The sequence below is a fragment of the Blastococcus deserti genome, assembly GCF_042682525.1.
GTDB classification, from domain to species: Bacteria; Actinomycetota; Actinomycetes; order Mycobacteriales; family Geodermatophilaceae; genus Blastococcus_B; species Blastococcus_B deserti.
This window is the reverse complement of sequence record NZ_JBHUHP010000001.1, coordinates 14,282-35,809: the sequence shown is the minus strand read 5'-3', so window position 1 is coordinate 35,809 and position 21,528 is coordinate 14,282. Positions and strand designations below refer to the sequence as shown.

Here is a 21,528-nt window from a genome sequence, read left to right as displayed (position 1 = left end):
CGCCGAGGCGCTCACCTGTGGCGGTTGGGCAGCCGGGCCATCACCCGGCCGGCCTCCATGCGCACCTCGAGCTTCTCCTGCGGATTGGCCGCCGGCCCACGCCGCGGGGAGCCGCTGTCGAGGTCGAACGCCGAGCCGTGCCAGGGGCACACCAGGCACTGCTCGCCGCGCACCTCCTCGACCGCCCCTTCGTAGAGCGGCCCCGACAGGTGCGCGCAGGCCCCGACGAAGACGTCGACCCGCGCTCCCCGCCGGACCGCGGCGAGCGGCACGGCGACGCTGCCGCCCTTGCCCGTGCGCAGCGCCGGCTTGCCCTCGGGCAGGTCGTCCAACGGCCCCAGGTCGATCCAGTCCGAGGTCAGGGCCCGCGCAGCCGTCGCCGAGTGGGACGGGCCGGACGACTGTGCGTAGGACATGTGCCCGCCCACCGCCGCCGACCCGCCGGCGATCCCGAGCCCGGCGTAGGAGAGCACCCGCCCCAGCGTGCCCCGGCCGCTGCCGCGGGCGAGCAGGGAACCGACGTACAGGCTCAGCGCCGCCGTGTTCGCCAGCGCGTGCAGCGCCCCGAGGCGGCGCACACCGACGTCCTGCTCCGACCAGTCCGCCGCGCCGCTCAGCGCGGCCGGGACGGCGGCAGCCACGCCGGTGCCGATCAGCACCGTGGCCGCCGGACGCAGCCGCGGGATGGCGTCCAGGACACCGGCCGACACCCAACTGCCCACCGGCACCTGGACCAGCACGGGATGCAGCGAGTGGCCCAGCCACGTCCCGTGGAGGAGGTCCTTGACTCCCTGGGGGCGCAGCGCCGCGTTCACCGCCCGCCGCGCCGACTCGATCGCCTTGTCGTAGGTCGGGACGTCGGCCCACCGGTCGAGGAACGCCATGAGACTCATGGCGCTCCCCTACCCCCGCGATCCGGTGACGACGCCCACGCGTTCACACGACCGTGACCGAACGGACAGGGAAATGTCAGGGTGAGCAGGCATGTTCTCGGATGACAACGGCCACCCCGAAGAGGAGAGTCTGACCCACTGGTTCCGGCACCGGAGAGGATCACCGTGAGCTGCCCGCCCCTGCTGCGCCGCCGGCCGCAGGACACCGACGCCCTCGGTGACCTCGCGCACGGCCGGCTGCACCCCGTGGGTGAGGTGGCCCACGAGGTCGCCGAGCGGATCCGCCGTGACGACACGTTCGCCCAGTTCGTGCGGTTCGTGCTGGTCGGCGGCTCGTCCACCGCGGTCTACGCCCTCCTCTTCCTCTCCCTGCAGTGGCTGGGCTACCTGCCGGCGCACGTCGTCGCCACGGTGGCGTCCACGGTCCTGGCCAACGAGATGCACCGCAGGCTGACCTTCCGGGCGGAGGATCGGGTCGGCTGGCTCACCGCCCAGATCGAGGCGGGTGGCGTCTCCCTCTTCGGGCTGGTCGCCACGAGCGTCGCCCTCCGCTGGCTGGACGCCACCGTCGGCTCGGCGCACCCGCTGCTCCAGATCACCCTGGTCGCCGCCGTCACCGGGTTCATCGGGCTCATCCGCTTCATCGCCCTGCGCTGGATCTTCCGCCCGACGGGAACGCCTGCCGCTCAGTAACCTGAGCACGGTGAGCGAGCCGACCGGTCCCGGCCCCTCCCACTGGCGATCCCGCGCCCGCGTCGGCGGCCGGTGGGCGTTGCGGGTGGTCATCGCCCTCACCGGAGCACTCGTGGCGGTCCTCCTGTTCGGGCGGATCTCGGCACCCGTCGGCCCGTTCGACGCCACCCTGGCCTTCCGCCCGACCGGAGGAGGCGCCTCGGTCGGCGTCCCGCCGCTGGGATCCCTCAGCGTCGACGTCTACGACGGCCCGCTGCGCCTGGACATCGACCTCCAGCGCGTCGACCAGGAACGCGCGCGGGCCCTGGCCACCGACCCCGTGCGGCTGGCCGGCGTCGTCGGACAGGTGACCGCCGACCTGCGGTCGGCCGTCGTCCGGCTGACCTGGACGACGGCGGCGCTGGCCCTGGCCGGCGCCGCGCTGACCTCCCTCGTGATCACCCGCCGCCGGCGCGAGCCACTGATCGCCGTCGGTGTCACCGCTGCGGTCCTCGTGGGCACGGCCGGCCTGGGAGCGGCCACCTGGCGCCCCCAGGCCCTCTCCCAGCCCACGTACACCGGCCTGCTGGTCAACGCGACCAGCCTGATCGGCAGCGCGGAGGACATCGCCGCGCGGTTCGACGCCTACCGGGCCTCCCTCGAGGACCTCGTCGGCAACGTCGGCACGCTGTACTCGGCGCTGTCCAGGTTGCCCGCGCCCGACACCGACGGCGAGACCGTGGCGTTCCTGCACGTCTCGGACATCCACCTCAACCCGGCCGGCTTCGACCTGGTGCGCCAGGTGGTCGAGCAGTTCCCCGTGGACGCGGTGCTCGACACCGGCGACCTCACCGACTGGGGCAGCGAGCCGGAGAACCGGCTGATCACGACGGTCGGGGAGCTCGACGTGCCCTACGTCTTCATCCGCGGCAACCACGACTCCGCCACCACGGCGGCGCTGGTCGCCGCGCAGCCGAACGCCACCGTCCTGGACGACTCCACCGTGACCGTGGCCGGGATCGAGATCGCCGGCACGCCGGACCCGCGATTCACCCCGGACAAGACGACCGGGGACGACGACGCCAGCGAGGACGTGCTCTTCCAGTCCGGGGAGGAGCTCGCCGCCGTCGTCGCGGAGCTGCCCGCCCCGCCGGCCGTCACGATGGTCCACGACCCCCTGCAGGCCCGCCCGCTCGACGGCGAGGTCCCCCTCGTGCTGGCCGGGCACACCCACGAGCGCAGAGTGGGCCGTTTCGACGAGGGGACGCTGCTCATGGTGCAGGGGTCCACGGGCGGAGCCGGTCTGCGCGGGCTGGAGGGTGAGTACCCCGAGCCGCTGACCTGCACCGTGCTCTACCTGGACGCCGAGACCGGGCAGCTGCAGGCCTACGACGAGATCACCCTCGGCGGACTGGGCGAGACAGAGGTGACGATCCAGCGCCGCACGGTCGCCCCGGACCAGGCGGCCGAGGGCATCCCGACCGACGGCACCGCGACCGACGGCGCGGAGGCGCCCGCATCCCCGACCGGATGACGGTGCGCACCTACGCTCGGGACATGTCCTCGACGTCGACGGCCCCCCGGATCGCCAGCGCGCTCCTCGCTGGCGCGCTGCTGCTGCCGCTGTCCGCCTGCTCCTTCTCCGCGAACGGCGTCAGCTGCACGACCAGCCGCTGCACCGTCACCCTCTCCGGCGAGGGGGCGGAGGCCGAGATCCTGGGCACCACCCTGACCTTCGGCGGCGTCCAGGACGGCCGTGCCTCGCTGAGCGTGGGCGGCGCCACCGTGTCCTGCGGCGAGGGCGAGACGGTCACGGCCGGCCCCCTGCAGCTCGAGTGCTCCAGCGTCACCGGCGACTCGGTGGAGCTCACCGCCTCGCTGGGCTGAGGGGCTCAGCCCGCGTGCGCCACCTCGACGACCACCCGCGTCGGGTTCTCGAGGGCGTAGACCCGGAAGGGGTTCCTCGCCGCGGTGCCCACGAAGGTGACCGAGGTGCCCTCGAATGTCGCGTCGTGGACCACCTCGGTGACCGCGGAGGTGCCCGTCCCGGTCAGCGGCGGCCCCGCGTACTCCTCGACGCCGGTGGCGTACGGGTAGCCGGCGCCGGTGAGGGTCACCTGGAGGACGGCGGCCCCGGTGACCGCCACCGGCTCCCCGCTGCCCTGGGACGACGCGGCATCCACGTAGCGCACGTCCCAGCCGGGCGTGCCGGTCCCGCCGACCTCGAGGACCACCCGGTCGAAGCCGTCGTGGGTGCCGATCCGGATGTCGCTCACCGTGACCGCCGCGTCCGCGGACGCCTCGGCGGCGTCGGGCTCGGTGTCGGCCGGGAAGTCGGGCGCGTCGTCCGTCCCGTCCTCGGCGGAGTCCTGCGCGGCCGGGGTCGTCGTGGCGATGGCCTCCGATGCATCCGCCGACGCCGAGGACGAGGAGGCGGCCTCCGACGTGTCCCCCTCACCGCAGCCGGCGAGCAGCAGCGGCCCCGCGAGGAGCAGGGAGAGGACGGCGGCGGCGGCGCGGGAACGGGTGCTCACGGGCGAAGTTTCGCAGCACCCGGCCCCCGCGCCGGGGTACGCCACGGGGCCATGTATTGTTTCTCCCGCCCCCGGCGAACTACGAGCCCCCATCGTCTAGTGGTCCAGGACGCCGCCCTTTCAAGGCGGTAGCACGGGTTCGAACCCCGTTGGGGGCACGCACGGCACAGCACGGCACCACAGCAAGGCCCTGTAGCGCAGTTGGTTAGCGCGCCGCCCTGTCACGGCGGAGGTCGCGGGTTCGAGTCCCGTCAGGGTCGCTCTCCGGTGGGGACACCGGGAGGGGCAGGTAGCTCAGTCGGTACGAGCGCTCGCCTGAAAAGCGAGAGGTCGGCGGTTCGACCCCGCCCCTGCCCACACAGAGAGCGTCAGGCCGCAGCGCGGCAGTCACCTCGGTGGCGCGACCAGCTCGGCGCCGGCTCCGACCAGGTCGTCCGTCGCGGCGCGGGTGTGCTCGACCCGAACGCCACACGGATGTGTCCGCGGCGCGCCGAGGCCGTCCTGAGCGCACTCCGATCGCTTCCTCCGAGGGACGCGGAACACTAACCTGGCCCGTCTCGGATCCTGACGGAGGACGTCATGGCCACGGATGCCCAGACTTCGCCGGTCGCACGAGCCGCGGAACCGGTCCGGCCGCCCGTGAGCGAGGACCGGGAGCGTCAGGACTGGCCGGGTGTGGTGCCGAGCGATCGGGCGCACCGACCGGTGCGGGCCCTGGAACCGGACGAGCCGGACACGGAACGGCGCGTGCTCCCCGAGGTCATCGTCGAGGTGGCACCACCTACCCGAGAACAGCGGCCGGAACCGGGGGAACCGCAACCGTACGAGCCGTCCGAGCCCTCGGAGCCCTCCGAGGTCATCACCGAGGTCGCTCCGGAAGTGATTCCGGAGGTGGCGCCGGAGGTGGGGCCGGCCGAGACCGAGCGGCCGCGGGACCCGTCGGAGGTCATCACCGAGGTCGCCCCCGAGATCCAGCCGTCCGAGACCGAGACCGAGCGGCCGCGGGACCCGTCCGAGGTCATCACCGAGGTCGCCCCCGAGATCCAGCCGTCCGAGACCGAGACCGAGCGGCCGCGGGACCCGTCCGAGGTCATCACCGAGGTCGCCCCCCAGGTGGCGCCCGAACGCTGACGTGCCACGCGGCTCCGGGCGGACGGAGGCTCTCGCATGACAACGCTGCCCCTCCTCGCACCGCCGTCGCTCGCCGCGCCCGCCGGGACCGCGCCGGACGACGAGCGCGCCGAGTTGCTCCACCTGCTCCGGAGCGAGGCGATCCTCTACCGCTCCGAGAACCAGCCGGTGCTCTCCCGGGACGGCTCATCGGCGCGCTGGATGCTCGACTCACTCGCCGTCACGCTCACTCCCCGCGGGGCCGCGCTCGCCGCTCGCTCCCTGCTCCGGGCCCTCGCTCCCTTCGAGGGACGCCAGCTGGCGACGTTCGGCCTGACCGGCGTTCCGCTGCTCCAGGGCTGCGTGCTCCAGGGGAACGGCCGGTACAGCGGGATCCTGGTACGGAAGGAGCGCAAGGCGCACGGCTCGCTCAAGCTCGTCGAGGGGCGGCTGGACACCGCCGAGCCGGTGGTGATGGTCGACGACTCGATCAGCTCCGGGCACTCGATGCTGACGTGCGCCCGCCGCCTGGAGGAGGCCGGTTTCCAGGTCGAGGGCGGAGTCTGCCTGGTGCGGTTCGGCTACGACCGCGGCACCGCACGGATGCTGGAGAGCGGCTACCGGGCGGCGACGGTCTTCGACATCTACGACGACTTCATCCCGTTCATGGACGGGGAGCCGGACTACCCGCTGAACCCGACGAAACAGCTCGTTCCCTCAGCCGGGCCCGGCCAGGGCGCCACCGAAGCACTGCATCCGGCCGCGCTGGCGCGCGAGGTCATGGCCGAGTACCTGCGCTCCGGACAGGTGCTGCGCGCCCCGCGGGCCCTGGACCGGGTCTACGACGGCGATGGCGGCTGCTGGGTCAGCGTCCGGCGCCGGTCGCGCATGCACGAACGCCCGGCGAGGAGCGGCTTCTGGCACTTCCCCGGCGAGGAGCGGGGCCGTGTCCCGGAGGACGTCGTCCGCGCGGCCGTCCAGACCGCCGGGCAGCTCCGGGATCACCCCGACCCGCTGACGCTCCTCGACGAATGCGCGCTCGCCGTCACGTTCTTCGGAGAACTCGAGGAGTGCACGGTCGGCGACCTGGACAACGACCGCTACGGCATCGTCGTCCGCAGCCGCGAGCGCGCGTCCCGCATGGGCGGCGCGCTGCCGCGCATGCCAGGGATCGCGAACGAGTGGCAGCAGTACGTCCACGCCGCCCGCCGCAACGCGCGGCTCCTGCCGCTGGAGCCGCACCTGCTGTACCGGCACACCGTCGAGAAGGTCGTGGAGCCTGGGGTCACGTGGCAGCCCACCGGCGTCCCGGCTCCCCCGCGACGTTCCTGGCACGGGGACGTCGACGTCGCGGGCCCTGTCGCGAAGGCGGCACGCACGCTCGTCCTGCGCGAGATCGGCGCCGCACCGGCGCACGGGAAGCCGATCCGCCTGTCGCTGCCGGCCGACGTCGTCGGCCTGTTCGTCACCGTGTACGCCGACGGCCGGCTGATCGGCTGCGCCGGCGCGTTCGGGGACGACTGCGGCGCCCGGCTCACCGAGTTCGTCCCCGCCGCCGTCCACGACCGGCGTTTCCCCGACGCCACGGCCACGGACCAGGTGGCCGTCGGCGTCTCCCTGCTCTCCGGCCGGCACGAGATCGGCCAGGCGTCGCCCGAGTGGGTCGTGGGCCCGACCCGGTTCGCCGACCAGGCCCTGGAGGTCCGCCAACGGGACCGCTGGGGGTTCGTGCTGCCGTTCGTCGCCGTCACCCACAACCTGACCCCGCAGCAGTACGTGCTCGAGGTCGTCGACAAGGCGGGCATCACCCGGCCGCCGTACAGCTGGACCCGGTACGACTGCGCGACCTGGCTCGCCGACGAGTCCGGGGTCCGCCAGATGCGGCACGCCCTCCCGGTCGGCGCGCCCGCCGGGAGCTCGACGGCCGAGCGGGAACGGCTGGAGGGGCTGCTGCTGCGCTACACCCGCCGGCACTCGGTCCCGCGGGACGAGCCCTACCTCGCCCGCTACGACGTCTTCGCCGACCGGCTGCACACCGGCGCGCATGCGGCCCGCATCGCCTACGGCGCGTGGATCAAGGCGCGCGCCGGCCTTCGGCGGGAAGCAGCCGACGACCTCGCCCGGGGGCACCTGCGGCGCGATCCCGACGGCTGGATCGGCGACTCGATCGCCGAGTCGGCGTTCGTGCTCCTGGCAGAACTCGAACTCGGCCCGGCGACGGGCGAGACGGAGCGAACCGTCCGCACGATCGCCGCCCGGATCGACGGGCACGGCCGGTTCGCGACGCACCGCGAGCCGGCGGCCGCCCACGAGCCGTTCCAGGACTACGCACCCGGCCAGGCCCTGCTCGCTCTCGCCGCCGCCGCGGGCCGCGGGATCGACGTCCCGGCCGAAGCCGTGAGCCGGGCCCTGCGGCATTACCGGATGCGGTTCCGGCAGAACACGGCCTGGGGGGCGGTGGCGTGGCTGACCCAGGCCTACGCCGCCTGGGGCGCGCTGCGCAGCGACGACGAGCTGACCGGATTCGCCTTCGAGATCGCGGACCGCGCAGTGACGTTCCAGTCGCGGAAGAACGGCGGCTTCCTCAACGACCACCAGCGCGACGCGCCGGGCGCGACCACGGCCCTGTACCTGGAGGGGATCATCGCGGCGCGGTCCGCCGCTGACCGGGTCGGCGACCGCACCCGCGAGCAGCGGTACCGGACGGCGTGCACGAGCGGTCTCGCCTTCCTGGACTCGCTCGTGTACCAACCCCGCGACACCGTCGTCCTGCCGAACCCGGAGTGGGCCCTCGGCGGCGTGCGGACCTCGGAGACCGCCAGTGACGTGCGGGTCGACTACGTCCACCACGCATTGTCCGCGGTGCTCGGTCTGCGCGGCGTCGTCGGGGTGGACGAGCGATGAAGCCGGTCGCGCTCATCAGCATGCCGACGATGAGCACCCGTTTCCCGTCGTTCCAGCTGGCACTGCTCACGCCGATCCTCGAGGCGGCCGGTTTCGACGTGCGGCCGATGTCGCTGTTCCTGAGGTTCGCCCAGCGGCTGGGCCCGAGGCTGAACGAGGCGCTGGCCGACGTCTACCCCTGCATGGTCGGGGAGTGGATCTGGTCGACGGCGGCATTCGGGCCGGGCGGTGGATCCGAGGAGTACTTCCGGGTCTACGAGAGCAACCTGCGGGCGATCTGCGACCGGGCCGGATGCACTCTCGCCGACCTGCGACGCGTGCGGGACGTGGACACCGTCGAATTCCTGGACCGGGTGGTCGAGGAGGTCGACTGGTCATCGTTCGGTGTCGTCGGCCTGAGCGTCACCTTCCAGCAGATGGTCGCCTCCCTGGCGCTGGCCAAGGCGCTCAAGCGCCGGTACCCCGAACTGCCGGTGATCCTCGGCGGCGCGGCCTTCGAGGACGACATCGCGCTCGAGGTGATGACCCGTAATCCCGAGGTCGACGTGGTCCACTGCGGCGACGCCGATCGGTCCCTGCCCGAGCTCGTGACCAGGCTGTCCACGGGATCCTCGCTGGACGGCCTGCTCGGCGTCATGTGGCGGGACGCCGGTCGGATCGTCTACGAGGGCCGCGCGCCCAACTTCGCCGACCTCGACCACTCGCCCGTGCCGGACTTCGACGAGTACTTCGCGACCCGCGGCGAGGGCGACCGGCGCGAGGTCATGCTGCCGATCGAGACCGCCCGCGGGTGCTGGTACGGCATGAGGAACCACTGCGTGTTCTGCGGCCTCAACCGGGCGGGCATGGACTTCCGTCGCAAGGACCCCGAACTGGTGCTCGACATGCTCGGGCGGCTGTCCCGCCGGTACGGCACGCGCTACTTCAACGCGATCGACAACATCCTTGCGCCGGCCTACATGTCCCGGCTGTTCGGTCGCCTGGCCGATGCGCACAGCGATCTGCGGCTGCACTACGAGATCCGCCCGAAGATCAACCGGTCGCAGCTGCGCGACCTGCGGCGCGGCGGCCTGGTCTCGGTGCAGCCAGGTATCGAGAGCTTCAGCACGCACGTCCTGGAGCTCATGCGCAAGAACGTGACCGGGATGAGCAATCTCGAACTGCTCAAGTGGACCACGTACTACGGGATCAACAACTCGTACAACATCCTCCACGGCTTCCCCGGGGAGACCGAGCAGGACTACCGGATGCAGGCCGAGGTGATCCGCCGCATCCCGCACCTGCAGCCGCCGTACGCCATGGCCCAGGCGCGACCGGACCGCGGGTCGCCGATGTTCGAGGAGCCGTCGGCGCACTCGATCTCCTTCCTGCGGCCCTCGGCCTGCTACCGCTACATCTATCCGGCGGACTACGACCTGCGCCGGATCGCCTACTTCTTCGAGCACGGCTTCGACCGGGAACTGCCCGTCGACGGACCGCGGGAGTGCCGCGCGCTGGTGCACGGCTGGAAGCAGCGCTGGTCGACGGCGCGTCGCCCGTCCCTGCGCTACGTGAAGTCCTGGCAGTCGGTGAGCATCCACGACGACCGGGGGACGGCTCCGCGCGGCCACCGCTACGACGACCGGGAGGCCGCCGTCTACGAGTTGTGCGCCGACGCCCGGACCAGGGAGGAGCTGCGGGCTGCCGTGGACGTCGACGACGCGGAGCTCGACCGCACCCTCGCCGGATTCATGGAGCGGGATCTGATGCTGTGCCTCGACGACAGGTACCTGGCGCTCGCACTGCCGGACAACCCGTACCACTGAGCGCGCGCGGGACGGTCAGACCCAGCTGCGGTCCCCGGCAACCTGCGCGTAGACGTCGGCGTGCACCTTCCGGACGGCGGCCCGCTGTTCCTCCCGCCACTCCCGGTCGGCCGGTCGGGGCATGGGGCGGGCCAGCGCCGCCCCGATGGCGGCGGTGAGCGAGACCGGGTCCAGGTGGCCCCCCTCGTGGTTGCCGTAGGACACGACGTCCGACCACTGGTCGGCGAACCATCCGCAGCTCGGCGCGACGACGCGGGTGCCGACATCGCGGCAGGTCTCGAGGTCGCGGGAGTGGCTGCCGCAGGGCTCCGGCAGCACCGCCACGTGCAGCTGCTGCAGCTGGGCCGCCCGGTCCGAGGAAGGGTGGACGACGAGCTCGAGTTCCCCCCGGCCGGCCAGCGTGCGCACGGTGCTGGGGATCCAGGCCTCCTCCGCCGCGTCCACGAGCACCCGCAGCCGGCCGCCTCCGGACACGGCGCCGGACACCGCCGCGCGCACGAGGGCGCCGGGGTCCGGCACGGCGGCCGAGACGCGGCCCAGCCGCAGCCCGACGAGACCCCGCTCGGCCCCGAGCGCGGGATCGGGCGCGGTCACCGACGGATGGGCGACGACGATGGCCGTGCGCCCGAAGCGCTCGGCGATCTCGTCGGCGGCACCGGGGGTGAGGGTGAGCACCACCTCCGCCGTCGACAGCACCGCCTCCAGGTGGGCATCGGTGGCGAGGTCCCCGGGGCAGCTGCTCGCGGTCGACGCGGCGCCCAGCCGGTGCACGGTGACCACCAGCGGGATGCCCAGGCGCCGGACGGTCTCGGCCCAGCACTGGACCGCCGCGGCGGCCACCTGCGGGTAGCCGCTGTGCAGGTGCAGGACGTCGATCTCGGCGGCGTGCGCCTCCAGGTACGCGACGTCCAGCCACGGGCTGAACTCCCGGGACGATCCGACGCGGACCGTCCCGGCCGGCAGGACGGCGTCCACGTAGGGATCGGAGAACGGGACCGTGGCCACCCGCACGGACCCGCGCCGACGGGAGGGTCCCGTGGTCTCGGGCTGATCTGCGGGCATCACCGGGTCGGTCGGCTCCTCGTGCGGTCGAGCACTGCGACAGCACGGCGTGCCGCTCGACGGTGTCAGCGCCCGGCCACGGATTCGAGCCGGTTCCGTCCGGTCCTACCCGGAGCCACCGGGGCCGATACGTGATGAACCCCATTCGGGTGACCGGGCGCCCGGTTCCCTGCACACAGCGCTACCGGTCGGCCGTACGTGCGCTCCGCGCGCGGGCGTAGGCCGGTGCACGGAACCGCGCCATCGGGCCGTCGGGCACCAGGCCTGGGGGCGGGTTCTGGACGGCGTCGAAGCGCACGTCGGGATCCAGCGGCGCGGCGGGGGCGGTCAGCACCAGCGTGGCGAACGGCTGCCACGGTCCGGTTCCCCGTGCGGCGGCGAGGGTGAACCGCAGCCCGTCCCGGACGACGATCCCGGCCAGTGGCCGCGGGTCCGACGGCACGTCGTCGGCCTCGGGGAGCGCGGCCAGGCGGACGGAACCGGCGTCGGAGCGATAGGCCATGATCGAGGAGTAGACGGCCGCCGTGTCCCGCCGCGGGAGCGGCAGCAGCCGGCCGATCGGGCCAGAACCGGTGGTCGACAGCAGCAGGTCGATCGGCCCGTCGTCGCCCGGCAGCCGGATGGCCATGCCCAGCAGGTCGGGCAGGGGCGCCGGGAGCCCGGCGCCCCGGGAGAGGCGCACGACCGCGGCGTCCGTCGCGTGCGCGTCCAGCCAGGGGATCCCCCAGTCCTCGCTGCCCCCGCGCCGCTCCAGCACGGCGTCGAACACCGCACCCCGTGGATGCATCGGTTTGCCACCGCGCCACCGGGCGATCCCGCCGAGGGGGACGGCGACCAGCTGTCCCGCTCCGCGGGCCAGCGTCCCGACCAGCCTGGTTCCCGTCCGCACGTCGCTTCCCTACCCACCGGCGGATCCGCGTCACGCGGCGGTCCGTCTCCGCACGCGACTGTGCAGAGATGTACGTGGCGGGCGGCGGATGCGGTGCCCGAGCGCACAGCCACGCGCCCCGGCCGGCTCGGTGCACGGGCCGACCTGGCCCGGGGCCGTCGTCGGTACGGTGGGCGGACGGCCCACGACCGGGCGACTGTGGGCATGTGACCAGCAGGCCGGCGCTCGTGCATCGTCAAGCGGCGAAGTCTGCGCAACCGGCCCGGTGTTCTTCGGTGAGATCTGCCCGGCCGATCGGATGACACGGACCGTTCCCCCGCTTACTTTCTGTACATGCTCTCCACGCTCTTGGTCATCGGCGGTGTCCTGGTCGGACTGCTCGTGCTGCTCGCCCTGATCGTGAGCCTGAGCGCCCGGCCGCAGACCGGGGCCCACCCCGCGGGCGGGCCGGCACCCGCCCGTACGTGGGTCGCCGACGCCGGCCGCCCGCACCCGGACGCCTGGTCGCCCCTGTCGACCGGCGCCACCAGCGAGATGCCCGCCGTCCGCTGACCCCCTGACCCCGGCGTCCCGGCGGCTGCGAGAACGCGCCGCCGGGACAGCCCGGTCACCGCTGGACCGGGGTCCAGTCGGTATCCGTGCGCAACACCGGCTTGAGGACCTTGCCACCGGGATTGCGGGGCAGCGCCCCGGGGCGCACAGCCAGGTACTGCGGCACCTTGAAGTCGGCCAGGTGCTCGCGGGCGTGGGCGAGGAACGCCTCGACGTCGAACTCGGCCCCGGGCGTCGGCACCACGACCGCGCCCACCTTCTCCCCCATCTTCGGGTCGGGCACGCCCACCACCGCGACCTCGAAGACGCCCGGCGCCGCGGCCAGCGCGTTCTCCACCTCGACGCAGTAGACGTTCTCGCCGCCCCGGTTGATCATGTCCTTCGCCCGGTCGACGATGTAGGTGAACCCCTCCTCGTCGATGCGGGCCAGGTCGCCGGTGCGCAGCCAGCCCCCGGCGAAGGTCTCGGCCGTGGCCTCGGGCTTGTTCCAGTAGCCCTGGACGACCTGCGCCCCCCGGATCAACAGCTCGCCGACTCCGGTGGCAGGGTCGACGTGGGCCAGGTCCAGGTCGACCACCGGCGCGGGGAAGCCGACCGAGTCGGCGTGGGTGTCGGCGTACTCGTGCGGCAGGAACGTCGAGATCGACGAGGTCTCCGACAACCCGAAGCCGTTGCCGACGCGGGCCGCGGGGAAGCTCCGCTTGATCTGCTGCACGAGGTCGGGCGCGATCGGCGCCCCGCCGTAGGTGGCGAACCGCACGCCGCTGACGTCCACGTCCGCGAACTGCTCCTGGCTGATCGCGAGCCAGAAGATCGCCGGCACCGTCGTGACGACGGCGATGCGCTCCTCCGGGATGACCCGCAGGAACCGGCCCACCTCGAAGGTCGGCATGATCACCGCCGCCGCGCCGCTCTCCAGCGCCACCAGCAGCTGGCTGTTGCAGCCGGTCACGTGGAACAACGGCACGGAGACGAGGTTGCGGAGGCCGGGGTCGGAGCCGGACAGCCCGACGACGCGGCGGGCGTTCTCGGTGTTGGTCAGGAAGTTCTCGTGGCTGGTCATCGCCCCCTTGGGGAAGCCCGTCGTCCCTGACGTGTAGAAGATCGCCGCCAGGTCCTGCCGCCGCAGGTCGTCGGCGGTGAACGGCTCCCCGTCCGGCAGCGGCGCCCCCGGCTCGAGGACGACGCGAGCGCCGCTGTCCTCCACGACGTAGCGCGCCTCGGCGTCGGTGAACCGGGTGTTCACCGGCACCGCGACGCCGCCGGCCATCAGCGTGCCGAAGAACCCGAGCACCCAGTCCACGCCGTTGCCCAGCCGGATCGCCACCCGGTCACCGCGTCGCACGCCTGCTGCGCGCAGGCCACCGGCGACGCGTGCGGCGGCGTCCCACAGCTCCCGGTAGGTGAGGCGGGGCCCGTCCACCTCGACGACCGCCTCGGCGTCGGGGTCGCGTTCCACCGACGCCCGCAGCATGGCGACCACCGAGTCGGGCAGGGCCACGTACCGCTTGATCCCGGCCGCGTCGCGCTCGACGCCGGTCTCGTCGAACGGGTGAAGGACCATCAGTACGTCCCGATGTCGTCGGAGAAGCGCCGCGGGTCGGTCACCAGCATCGTCTCGATCTGCTCCTCGGTCACGCCGTCCTCGCCCTCGTAGGGCAGCACCTTCCCGTGGATGTGCATGTCCTGCCACTGCGGTCCCGACGTCCGCCGCCCTGGACCGGCTGCCCCGCGTCATCGCGCCCACGCTGCTCGTCGGTGGGCCATCCCGGCCGTCACGGGTGCCCCGGATCCAGGCGGCGGGCACCGCGCCCGTCCCCGCCTGAGGGTGACGGCGCCACCCCGCCCCGGGACGACGCGCGGTCGGGTGTACCGGAACGCCTGCGTGCGTCAGGATGGGGTCCGCACCGTCCGGACCGTCGGCACGACGCGTGTCCCGCGTCGCACCGCCCGACCGCGCCGGCCCGGAGCAGGAAGCGAGGTGGTCGATGTCCCGGCGGGGCCATCCACGCCGGCGCGCCGCCGAGCTGCTGCTGCTGGTGGCCGTCCCGGTCGCGGGGGCGCTGCTGGCCGCCCTGCTCCTCCCGCTGTTCCTCGGCCCCGGGCTCCTCGTCCGCTCGAACGCCGACCTGCTCGCGCCCCTGCCCGTCGAGCTCGGTGACCGCACGCCCGCCGGCAACACCGCCGTCCTCGCCGCCGACGGGTCGGTGATCACCCACTTCTACCGACACAACCGGACGCCGGTGGACGCCGACGCGATCGCCGACGTCATGAAGCAGGCGCTGATCGACATCGAGGACTCCCGGTTCTACGAGCACCGGGGGCTCGACGTCGAGGGCACCGCCCGCGCGCTGATGCGCAATGTCCTGGCCGGCACCGTGCTCGAGGGCGGCTCCACGATCACCCAGCAGCTGGTCAAGCAGACCCTGCTGCAGTCGGCCGGCACGCCGCAGGAACGGCTGGCCGCGACCGAGGAGAGCATCGGCCGCAAGCTCCGGGAGGCCCGTCTCGCGCTGACCCTGGAGCGGCAGCTGTCCAAGGAGGAGATCCTCACCCGCTACCTCAACATCGTGTACTTCGGCAGCGGCGCCTACGGGGTCCAGGCCGCGGCCCAGCGGTACTTCGGCGTCGACGCCGCCGCCCTGGACCTGGGCCAGGCGGCGATGCTGGCCGGCCTGGTGCAGACGCCGGCCAACGACGACCCGCTCACCAACCCCGAGCGCGCCCGCGCCCGGCGGGACCAGGTGCTGCAGCGCATGCACGAGCTGGGGCACATCACCGACCAGCAGCTCGCCGAGCTCGTCGGGCAGCCCGTCGCGGTCAACCCGACCGAGCCGCCGCCCAACGGCTGCGCGGAGGCGGTGGTCGGCGGGTTCTTCTGCGACTACCTCCAGCGCCACCTGACCGGCACCCTCGGCGTCACGCAGGAGCAGCTGGAGACCGGCGGCCTCACCATCCGCACGACGCTGCGGCCGGACCTCCAGCTGGCCGGCGACCAGGCCGTGGTGGCGAACCTGCCTCTCGGCGACCCGCTGGCGGGGATGTTCACCGCGGTGGAGCCCGGCACCGGGCGCGTGCTGGCGATGAGCGTCAACCGCCGCTTCGGCTACGACGCGAACGACCCCACACAGGAGTCGGTGAACCTCAACCTCGTGGCGAGCCAGGGCGCGGGCTCGACGTACAAGGTGTTCGTGGCCGCCGCGGCCCTCGAACGCGGGATCCCGCCGTGGCACACCATCACCACCAGCGATCCCTACGTCTCACGGGTCTACAAGAACGGCCGCGCGCCCTACGTCGTGCAGAACGCCGGCAGTTATCCGGCCACGCTCGACATGACCGAGGCGCTGATCCGGTCCTCCAACACCTACTTCGTGGCCCTGGAGGACCAGCTGGGCAGCGTCGAGGGCCCGGTGCGGACGGCGCAGCGGATGGGCCTGTTCTCCCTCGACCCCGTCGCCGACCAGGTGATCGGCGAGAACCGTGGCTCGTTCACGCTCGGCGCGGAGGCGACCAGCCCGCTGGCGCTGGCCAGCGCCTACTCCACGCTGGCGGCGTCGGGCACGCAGTGCGACCCCACGCCCGTCACCGAGATCCTCGACCGCGACGGCGTGCCACTCGCCGGCCCCGACGGCGCCCCGCTGCCCACCGGACCCAGCTGCACGCCCGAGGCGGTGCGGCCGGACGTCGCGACGACCCTCAACCAGATCCTCGTCGGCGACACCGCGCTGCCCATCGGCACCGGTACGCGTGCCGCGATCCCCGGCCACCAGATCGCCGGCAAGACCGGCACGAGCCAGGACCGCTACTCGGTGGCCTTCGTCGGGTACACGCCGCAGTACGCCGCCAGCGTCATGATCCTCAACCCCAAGGAGAACCAGGACATCGGCGGCTACGGCGGCCGGCTGGCGGCACCCATCTGGCGGGCTGCCATGGAGCCGATCCTCTCGGCCCAGGCACCGGTGCCCTTCCCGCCGCCGGGCATCCCCCTCACGCCCCCCCAGCCGCAGCCGCAGCCGCAGCCGCAGCCAGGGCCCGACCCCCGCCCCGAGCCCGTCCCGGTACCCGAACCCGCCGCCGCACCCGTCGAACCCGAGCCACCGGCGCCGTTGCCGGCCGAGGAGCTCCCGCCCGTGGCCCAGGTGCCCGCCGAGCAGTTCCCGCCCTTCGAGGCCCCGGGATTCCCGTTCGACGATTCCGACTGAGCGGTTCACCCTTCCGCGTCGAACAGCTCCGCCGCGCGCTCGCCCAGCATCACCGCGGTGGCGGCGGGGCCCCGCGAGGGCACCCGGGGCATGACGGAGGTGTCCACGACCCGCAGGCCGGCCACGTCCCGCACCCGCAGCCGCTGGTCGACGACCGCCGACACGTCGTCGTCCGGCCCCATCCGCGCCGTGCCCGCCAGGTGCACCGCGGTGGTCAGGCGCCCGCGGATCCACCGGTCGAGGTCGGGGTCCCGCTCCAGGACGCGTGCCGGGAGTCCGGCCGCGACCAGGGACGTGAGCGCCCGGGTCCGCAGCAGGGCCGCGGCCAGCCGCACCCCGTCCCGCAGCCGCCGGCGGTCGGACTCCTCCGTCAGGTACCGGTACTCCAGCCGCGGCTGCCGCCCGGGACGAGCGGTGTCGAGGGTGAGGCGGCCGCGGCCGTCCTCCCGCTGCAGGCCCACCCCCAGCTCCAGCTGGTCGTCGTCCGGGCCGCCCGCTCCGCCGGTGATCCGGCCGAAGGGCGCCAGCCACGGCAGCACCTCCAGGTCACCCGGGACGGGCGACCCCTCCGACGTGGCGTGCAGGATGCCGTGCAGGGGCAGCCGGCCGGGCGGCACCGGCAGTGCGCGGGACGCCCGGAAGGGCACGTGGACGAGCGGGTGGTCGGTGAACCCGGCGCCCACGCCGGGGAGGTCGGCGACGACCGGGATGCCTGCGGCGCGCAAGTCGTCGGCCGGGCCCACGCCCGACAGCAGCAGCAGGTGCGCCGAGCCGACGGCTCCGGCCGAGAGCACCACCTCGGCGGCACGGACGACGCCGTCGGCCGTCGCCACCCCGACCGCCCGGCCGCCCTCGACGACCACCCGGCGCACCGGCACGCCGCCGCGCACCGCCAGCCCGGGCCGGCCGCGACGCGGCGAGAGATACGCCATGGCCGTGTTGATCCGCACGCCGCCGGAGACGTTGAACGGGATCGGCCCGTACCCCGGCGGCCCGTCGGCGTTCTTGTCGGGCTCCGCCGGATGGCCCAGCTCCGCCGCCGCGGCGGCGAACGCGTCGGCCAGCGGATGCGCGGTGCGGGGGCGTGCCACCGGGACGGGGCCGTGCGCGCCGTGGCCCGGCCGGTCGCCGAGGTCGGCGTCGGCCTCCAGCCGGCAGAAGGCGGGCAGCACGGCGTCGTAGGACCACAGGTCGTTGCCCGCGGCCGCCCAGCCGTCGAAGTCGGCGCGGGTGCCGCGGATGAAGGAGCCGGCGTTGAGCGCGCTGGAGCCGCCGACCACCCGTCCCCGCGGCACGCGCGCGGTCACCCCGGGCGCCAGTTCCGCGGTCAGGTCCCAATTGGCGGGATGCCCCGGCACCGCCGCCCGCATCGTCGTGGGGTCCCGGAGCTCCGGGGGGAAGTCCTCCGGTCGCGGATGGTCGGCACCCGCCTCGAGCAGCAGCACCCGGCGGCCGGTGTCGGACAGCCGGGCGGCCAGGGCGCAGCCCGACGTCCCGGCGCCCACGACGACGACGTCCCACCCGTTCACGCGATCGGCCCCCTTGCAGCATCCCGCCGCGAGCCTGCGAGTGGTGGGGGGCAGGGGGATCCTCTCTCCAGCACCTGCGGCAGGTCCAGCCGGCGCACCTTGCCCGTGGAGGTGCGCGGCAGTTCGCCCAGGGGGTGCAGCGCCTTGGGTCGCTTGGCCGGGGCCAGCCGTTCGCGCGCCCACGCCGACAGCTCGGCCGGCCGCGCGGTGCCGACGTAGGCGGCCACCACCCGCTCCCCCCAGTCCTCGTCGGGCACGCCGAACACCGCGCTCTCCACCACACCGGGATGCGCGTCGAGCACCGCCTCGACCTCGGCGGGGTAGACGTTCACGCCGCCGGAGATGACCAGGTCCTCCCGGCGACCGTCCAGCCACACCACCCCGTCGTCGTCCACCCGGCCGAGGTCGCCGACGGTGACCAGGTCCCCGCGCCAGGCCGCGGCCGTCTTCTCCGGGGACCGCCAGTACTCGAACCGCGCCCACGGCGGCACCGCGCACCACAGCTGCCCGCGGTCGTCGGTCTCCAGCCGGCGGCCCGGCCGGGCGCGCCCGACGCTGCCGGGGCGGGCCAGCCAGTCCTCCGGCGAGCAGACGGTGAACTGGGCCTCCGTCGAGCCGTAGAACTCCCAGACGCTGCCGTCGGGCAGTGCGTCGAGGACCGACCGCTTGAGCGGCGCCGGGCAGGGCGCGCCGGCGTGCACCAGACGGCGGAAGGAGGACCAGTCCACCTCCCCGTGCCCGAGCAGCCGCCGCAGATGGGTGGGGACGCAGAAGGTCGTCGTCGGGCGGAGGGTGGAGACGGCCTCGGCGGCGCGGCCGACGGCGAAGGGCCCGGGGAGCAGCACCGTCCCCCCGGCGAGCAGCGTGTGCACCGCGAAGCGCAGCGGCGCACTGTGGTGCAGGGGCGAGAGCACCAGGTGCCGGTCGCCCGGGCCGAATCCCCAGAGCTCGATCTCCTCGGCGGCCAGCGCCGACGCGTCCTGCTCGGCCAGGACGCCCGACCAGACGCCCTTGCGCCGTCCCGTCGTCCCGGACGTGTAGTGCATCGGCCGGGCCAGCGGCACGTCGGCGAGCTCCGCCTCGTCGGTGCCGCCCAGCAGTCGCTCCGGGTGGGCGCCCACGTCGAGGGACGGGTCGGCGTCCTCGGCCAGCGCGGCGCGCTCGGCCGCCGGCAGGGCCGGGTCGAGCACCACCGGCACGACGCCGGTACGCAGAGCACCGAGGACCACGGCCAGCAGCGCCGGCGAGGCCGCCGCGGACACCAGCAGCCGGTCCCCCGCCCGCAGGCCCGCCGCCACCAGCGCGGCGGCCGCGCGCCGCTGGTCCCGGACGCTCCCGGCGCCGGTGACCTCCCCGACGTCGGTCATGCCAGGCGCACCGGCTCGGCCGCCCCCGGCTCGATACCGCCCTGGACGCGGCCCTCGGCGCGCAATTTGGCCAGGGTCGCCCGGGTCGACTGCGCGGCCGCCGGCCAGAGCGATCGCGGCACCTCGGCGTACACGGTGGCCACCAGGTCCTCCACCGAGGCGGCGCCGGCGGCCAGCGCGGTCAGCAGCTGGTGCTCCCGGTAGGCGCGGTGGGCGAGGTAGTAGTCGAGGACCGCCCCCGGGTCCTCGGTCAGCTCCGGCCCGTGACCGCAGTACAGCGCGCTGGGGCCGAGGTCGTGCACCCGTCGCAGCGACTCGAGGTAGGCGACGACATCGCCCTCGGGATGGGTGACCACCGACGTCCCCCGCCCCAGGACGTGGTCACCGACGAGCACGGCGCCGGACTCCAGGCGGAAGGCCAGGTGGTCGCCGGTGTGCCCCGGCGTGGCGACGACGCCGATGGTCGTGCCGGCCAGTGCCAGGCGTTCACCGTGGTCGAGGACGCGGCCACGCGGGCCGGCGACGGCCGCGGTGCCGGCGGCGACGGGCGCCCCGAATCGCTCCCCCCACGGCAGGGCTGCCTCGGCGTGGTCGCCGTGGTGGTGCGTGACGAGGACGGCGACGCAGCGGGCGTCCCGGGACGCGAGGGCCGCCTCGACGGCGGCCAGGTGCGCGGCGTCGTCGGGCCCCGGGTCCACCAGCACCGCCTGACCGCTGCCCGGCGCCCCGACGACGTAGGTGTTGGTGCCGTCCAGCGTCATCCCCGAGGGGTTGGGCGCGAGCACCCGGACGACGAGGGGCTCCAGATCGACCGTGCGCGGCATGCGGCCCGGCGCGGGCAGGGCCCAGCCGGCGCGGGGGTCGGCCGGGGCGTCCACGTCCGGCACGCTAGCCGCACGGGTGGGCGGACGTGCATCCGGCGGCTAGCCTCGCGCCCATGCGCCGATCCCTCATCGTGTGCCGCGACGGACTGTCCGTCGCCGCGGCCCTCGTCCTGCTCACTGCGTGCGGCGGTTCGGACGGCGAGGAGTCCGCGTCCTCGGAGTCCAGCGCGACCAGCTCCAGCGCGGCCGAGACCACAAGCGGGCAGGCCGACTCCGAGTTCTGCACGGAGGCCGCCGCCATCCAGGAGAGCGTGGGAGCCGGCCTCACCGGCCAGTCCGACCCGGCGGCCGTGCAGCAGGCCCTGCAGCAGGCGGCCACCGAGGTCCGGGACGTCGAGCCACCGGAGGAGATCGCCGACGACTGGGCAGCCCTCGCCGACGGCATCGACCAGATCGCGGCAGCGCTCGCCTCCGTCGATCCCAACGACCCGAACGCGGCCACGACCTTCCAGCAGCAGCTGGCCCCCCTGCAGCAGGAGCTGGCATCGTCGGCGACCAGGGTGCAGACCTACCTCGTGTCGGAATGCGGTCTCGAGGTCGACGCGACCGAGCCGGCCGCGCCCACCAGCTGAACGGAGCCGAGCGGCCTCCCGGCAGGAGCCCGCCGCCGGCCCCGTCCAGGGGCTCGTCCCGGGCGGGCGGGGGATGAGGAGGACGTGGTCCTTCTCCGGTGGGGCCTTCCTCAGCCCCCGCAGCCCCCGATGTAGACGCCGCGGGCGTTCAGCCACGGCACCGGGTTCAGCTGGTCGCTGTAGAGCTCCCCGTGCGCGTGCACCTCGAAGTGCAGGTGCGGTCCCGTCGACTGACCGCGGTTGCCGATCTCGGCGATCTGCTCCCCCGCGGAGACACGCTCACCGGCGGACACGAAGTACCGGTTCACGTGGCCGTAGACGGTGACGTAGCCGTCGTCGCCCAGGATGTAGACGGCCTGCCCGAAGCCGGTGGCGGCACCGGCCCGCTTCACCACCCCGGAGGTCGCCGCGTAGATCGGGGTCCCGATGCCGTTGGCGATGTCGACGCCGAAGTGGGTGACCCCCCAGCGGGCGCCGTAGCAGCTGCTCACCCGGCCGGAGGTGGGTGCGACGTAGTCGCCCGAGCCGCCGCTCCCCGCGCCGCCACCGCCGC

18 protein-coding genes and 3 tRNA genes are annotated in these 21,528 nt (G+C 74.1%); 12 read left to right on the top strand and 9 right to left on the bottom strand.

Annotated elements, in window-relative coordinates:
- Positions 1–11 precede the first annotated feature (11 nt).
- Positions 12–893 (bottom strand): Rieske (2Fe-2S) protein, encoded by an 882-nt coding sequence (locus tag ACFSHS_RS00165; protein WP_376870288.1) that lies wholly within the window; start codon positions 891–893, stop codon positions 12–14.
- A 165-nt stretch (positions 894–1,058) separates the two neighbouring features.
- Here ACFSHS_RS00165 and ACFSHS_RS00160 point away from each other — a divergent pair, with 165 nt between their 5' ends.
- The 3 genes from ACFSHS_RS00160 to ACFSHS_RS00150 are packed head-to-tail and all read left to right on the top strand — an operon-like array spanning position 1,059 to position 3,452.
- A complete protein-coding gene (locus tag ACFSHS_RS00160; protein WP_376870285.1) occupies positions 1,059–1,586 on the top strand; it encodes a GtrA family protein in 528 nt (175 codons plus the stop codon).
- 10 nt (positions 1,587–1,596) lie between these two features.
- Complete coding sequence (locus ACFSHS_RS00155) at positions 1,597–3,099, top strand: metallophosphoesterase (protein ID WP_376870282.1); 1,503 nt, start codon at positions 1,597–1,599, stop codon at positions 3,097–3,099.
- A 23-nt stretch (positions 3,100–3,122) separates the two neighbouring features.
- Positions 3,123–3,452, top strand: a complete 330-nt coding sequence (locus tag ACFSHS_RS00150) for a hypothetical protein (RefSeq protein WP_376870279.1) — start codon at positions 3,123–3,125, stop codon at positions 3,450–3,452.
- Between the two features lie 5 nt (positions 3,453–3,457).
- On the opposite strand, the gene ACFSHS_RS00145 is transcribed toward ACFSHS_RS00150, so the two are convergent.
- Entirely contained in the window at positions 3,458–4,099 is a 642-nt protein-coding gene (locus ACFSHS_RS00145; protein ID WP_376870277.1) for an AMIN-like domain-containing (lipo)protein, read from the bottom strand.
- A gap of 85 nt (positions 4,100–4,184) precedes the next feature.
- On the opposite strand from ACFSHS_RS00145, the gene ACFSHS_RS00140 reads away from it, so the two are divergent.
- The 6 genes from ACFSHS_RS00140 (at position 4,185) to ACFSHS_RS00115 (ending at position 9,918) form a co-directional block, all read left to right on the top strand.
- Positions 4,185–4,257 (top strand) — tRNA-Glu (locus ACFSHS_RS00140).
- Positions 4,258–4,285: 28 nt separating this feature from the next.
- Positions 4,286–4,359, top strand: a tRNA-Asp gene (locus tag ACFSHS_RS00135).
- 23 nt (positions 4,360–4,382) lie between these two features.
- Positions 4,383–4,456, top strand: a tRNA-Phe gene (locus tag ACFSHS_RS00130).
- 522 nt (positions 4,457–4,978) lie between these two features.
- Entirely contained in the window at positions 4,979–5,230 is a 252-nt protein-coding gene (locus ACFSHS_RS00125) for a hypothetical protein (RefSeq protein WP_376870274.1), read from the top strand.
- 36 nt (positions 5,231–5,266) lie between these two features.
- Entirely contained in the window at positions 5,267–8,113 is a 2,847-nt protein-coding gene (locus ACFSHS_RS00120; protein WP_376870271.1) for an AMMECR1 domain-containing protein, read from the top strand.
- Complete coding sequence (locus ACFSHS_RS00115) at positions 8,110–9,918, top strand: RiPP maturation radical SAM C-methyltransferase (protein ID WP_376870268.1); 1,809 nt, start codon at positions 8,110–8,112, stop codon at positions 9,916–9,918. The genes ACFSHS_RS00120 and ACFSHS_RS00115 overlap by 4 nt, the downstream gene beginning before the upstream one ends.
- Positions 9,919–9,933: 15 nt before the next feature.
- Here the strand turns inward: ACFSHS_RS00115 and ACFSHS_RS00110 are convergent, their stop codons facing one another.
- Entirely contained in the window at positions 9,934–10,923 is a 990-nt protein-coding gene (locus ACFSHS_RS00110; protein WP_376870265.1) for a glycosyltransferase, read from the bottom strand.
- A gap of 238 nt (positions 10,924–11,161) precedes the next feature.
- Positions 11,162–11,869, bottom strand: a complete 708-nt coding sequence (locus tag ACFSHS_RS00105; protein WP_376870262.1) for a phosphodiesterase — start codon at positions 11,867–11,869, stop codon at positions 11,162–11,164.
- Positions 11,870–12,202: 333 nt separating this feature from the next.
- Between ACFSHS_RS00105 and ACFSHS_RS00100 the strand changes: the two genes are divergently transcribed.
- On the top strand, positions 12,203–12,421 hold the full coding sequence (locus ACFSHS_RS00100) for a hypothetical protein (RefSeq protein ID WP_376870259.1): 219 nt from the start codon (positions 12,203–12,205) through the stop codon (positions 12,419–12,421).
- A 55-nt stretch (positions 12,422–12,476) separates the two neighbouring features.
- Here the strand turns inward: ACFSHS_RS00100 and ACFSHS_RS00095 are convergent, their stop codons facing one another.
- Positions 12,477–13,985 carry a class I adenylate-forming enzyme family protein gene (locus ACFSHS_RS00095; protein WP_376870256.1) on the bottom strand — a complete coding sequence of 503 codons (1,509 nt, stop codon included), beginning with the start codon at positions 13,983–13,985 and terminating at the stop codon, positions 12,477–12,479.
- A gap of 424 nt (positions 13,986–14,409) precedes the next feature.
- On the opposite strand from ACFSHS_RS00095, the gene ACFSHS_RS00090 reads away from it, so the two are divergent.
- The gene (locus ACFSHS_RS00090) at positions 14,410–16,623 is read left to right on the top strand and encodes a transglycosylase domain-containing protein (RefSeq protein ID WP_376870253.1); all 2,214 of its coding nucleotides are present in this window, start codon (positions 14,410–14,412) and stop codon (positions 16,621–16,623) included.
- A gap of 5 nt (positions 16,624–16,628) precedes the next feature.
- Here ACFSHS_RS00090 and mftG read toward each other — a convergent pair whose 3' ends face one another.
- From mftG to ACFSHS_RS00075, 3 genes are read right to left on the bottom strand one after another with little or no spacing between them, the layout of a single operon-like run.
- Entirely contained in the window at positions 16,629–18,152 is a 1,524-nt protein-coding gene (gene mftG, locus ACFSHS_RS00085) for a mycofactocin dehydrogenase MftG (protein WP_376870250.1), read from the bottom strand.
- Positions 18,149–19,519, bottom strand: coding sequence for a class I adenylate-forming enzyme family protein (locus ACFSHS_RS00080; protein WP_376870247.1), 1,371 nt, complete (start codon positions 19,517–19,519; stop codon positions 18,149–18,151). The genes mftG and ACFSHS_RS00080 overlap by 4 nt, the downstream gene beginning before the upstream one ends.
- Positions 19,516–20,397 carry an MBL fold metallo-hydrolase gene (locus ACFSHS_RS00075; RefSeq protein ID WP_376870244.1) on the bottom strand — a complete coding sequence of 294 codons (882 nt, stop codon included), beginning with the start codon at positions 20,395–20,397 and terminating at the stop codon, positions 19,516–19,518. The genes ACFSHS_RS00080 and ACFSHS_RS00075 overlap by 4 nt, the downstream gene beginning before the upstream one ends.
- A gap of 59 nt (positions 20,398–20,456) precedes the next feature.
- Here ACFSHS_RS00075 and ACFSHS_RS00070 point away from each other — a divergent pair, with 59 nt between their 5' ends.
- Positions 20,457–20,975, top strand: coding sequence for a hypothetical protein (locus ACFSHS_RS00070; protein WP_376870241.1), 519 nt, complete (start codon positions 20,457–20,459; stop codon positions 20,973–20,975).
- 110 nt (positions 20,976–21,085) lie between these two features.
- Here the strand turns inward: ACFSHS_RS00070 and ACFSHS_RS00065 are convergent.
- Positions 21,086–21,528, bottom strand: a 443-nt coding sequence (locus tag ACFSHS_RS00065) for a M23 family metallopeptidase (RefSeq protein ID WP_376870238.1), incomplete at its 5' end; no start/stop codon positions are given.

Coding starts and splice junctions, on each gene's coding strand:
- ACFSHS_RS00165 (WP_376870288.1), bottom strand. CDS start 893: ATGAGTCTCATGGCGTTCCTCGACCGGTGGGCCGACGTCCCGACCTAC.
- ACFSHS_RS00150 (WP_376870279.1), top strand. CDS start 3,123: ATGTCCTCGACGTCGACGGCCCCCCGGATCGCCAGCGCGCTCCTCGCT.
- ACFSHS_RS00120 (WP_376870271.1), top strand. CDS start 5,267: ATGACAACGCTGCCCCTCCTCGCACCGCCGTCGCTCGCCGCGCCCGCC.
- ACFSHS_RS00115 (WP_376870268.1), top strand. CDS start 8,110: ATGAAGCCGGTCGCGCTCATCAGCATGCCGACGATGAGCACCCGTTTC.
- ACFSHS_RS00100 (WP_376870259.1), top strand. CDS start 12,203: ATGCTCTCCACGCTCTTGGTCATCGGCGGTGTCCTGGTCGGACTGCTC.
- ACFSHS_RS00095 (WP_376870256.1), bottom strand. CDS start 13,985: ATGGTCCTTCACCCGTTCGACGAGACCGGCGTCGAGCGCGACGCGGCC.
- ACFSHS_RS00090 (WP_376870253.1), top strand. CDS start 14,410: ATGTCCCGGCGGGGCCATCCACGCCGGCGCGCCGCCGAGCTGCTGCTG.
- ACFSHS_RS00080 (WP_376870247.1), bottom strand. CDS start 19,519: ATGACCGACGTCGGGGAGGTCACCGGCGCCGGGAGCGTCCGGGACCAG.
- ACFSHS_RS00070 (WP_376870241.1), top strand. CDS start 20,457: ATGCGCCGATCCCTCATCGTGTGCCGCGACGGACTGTCCGTCGCCGCG.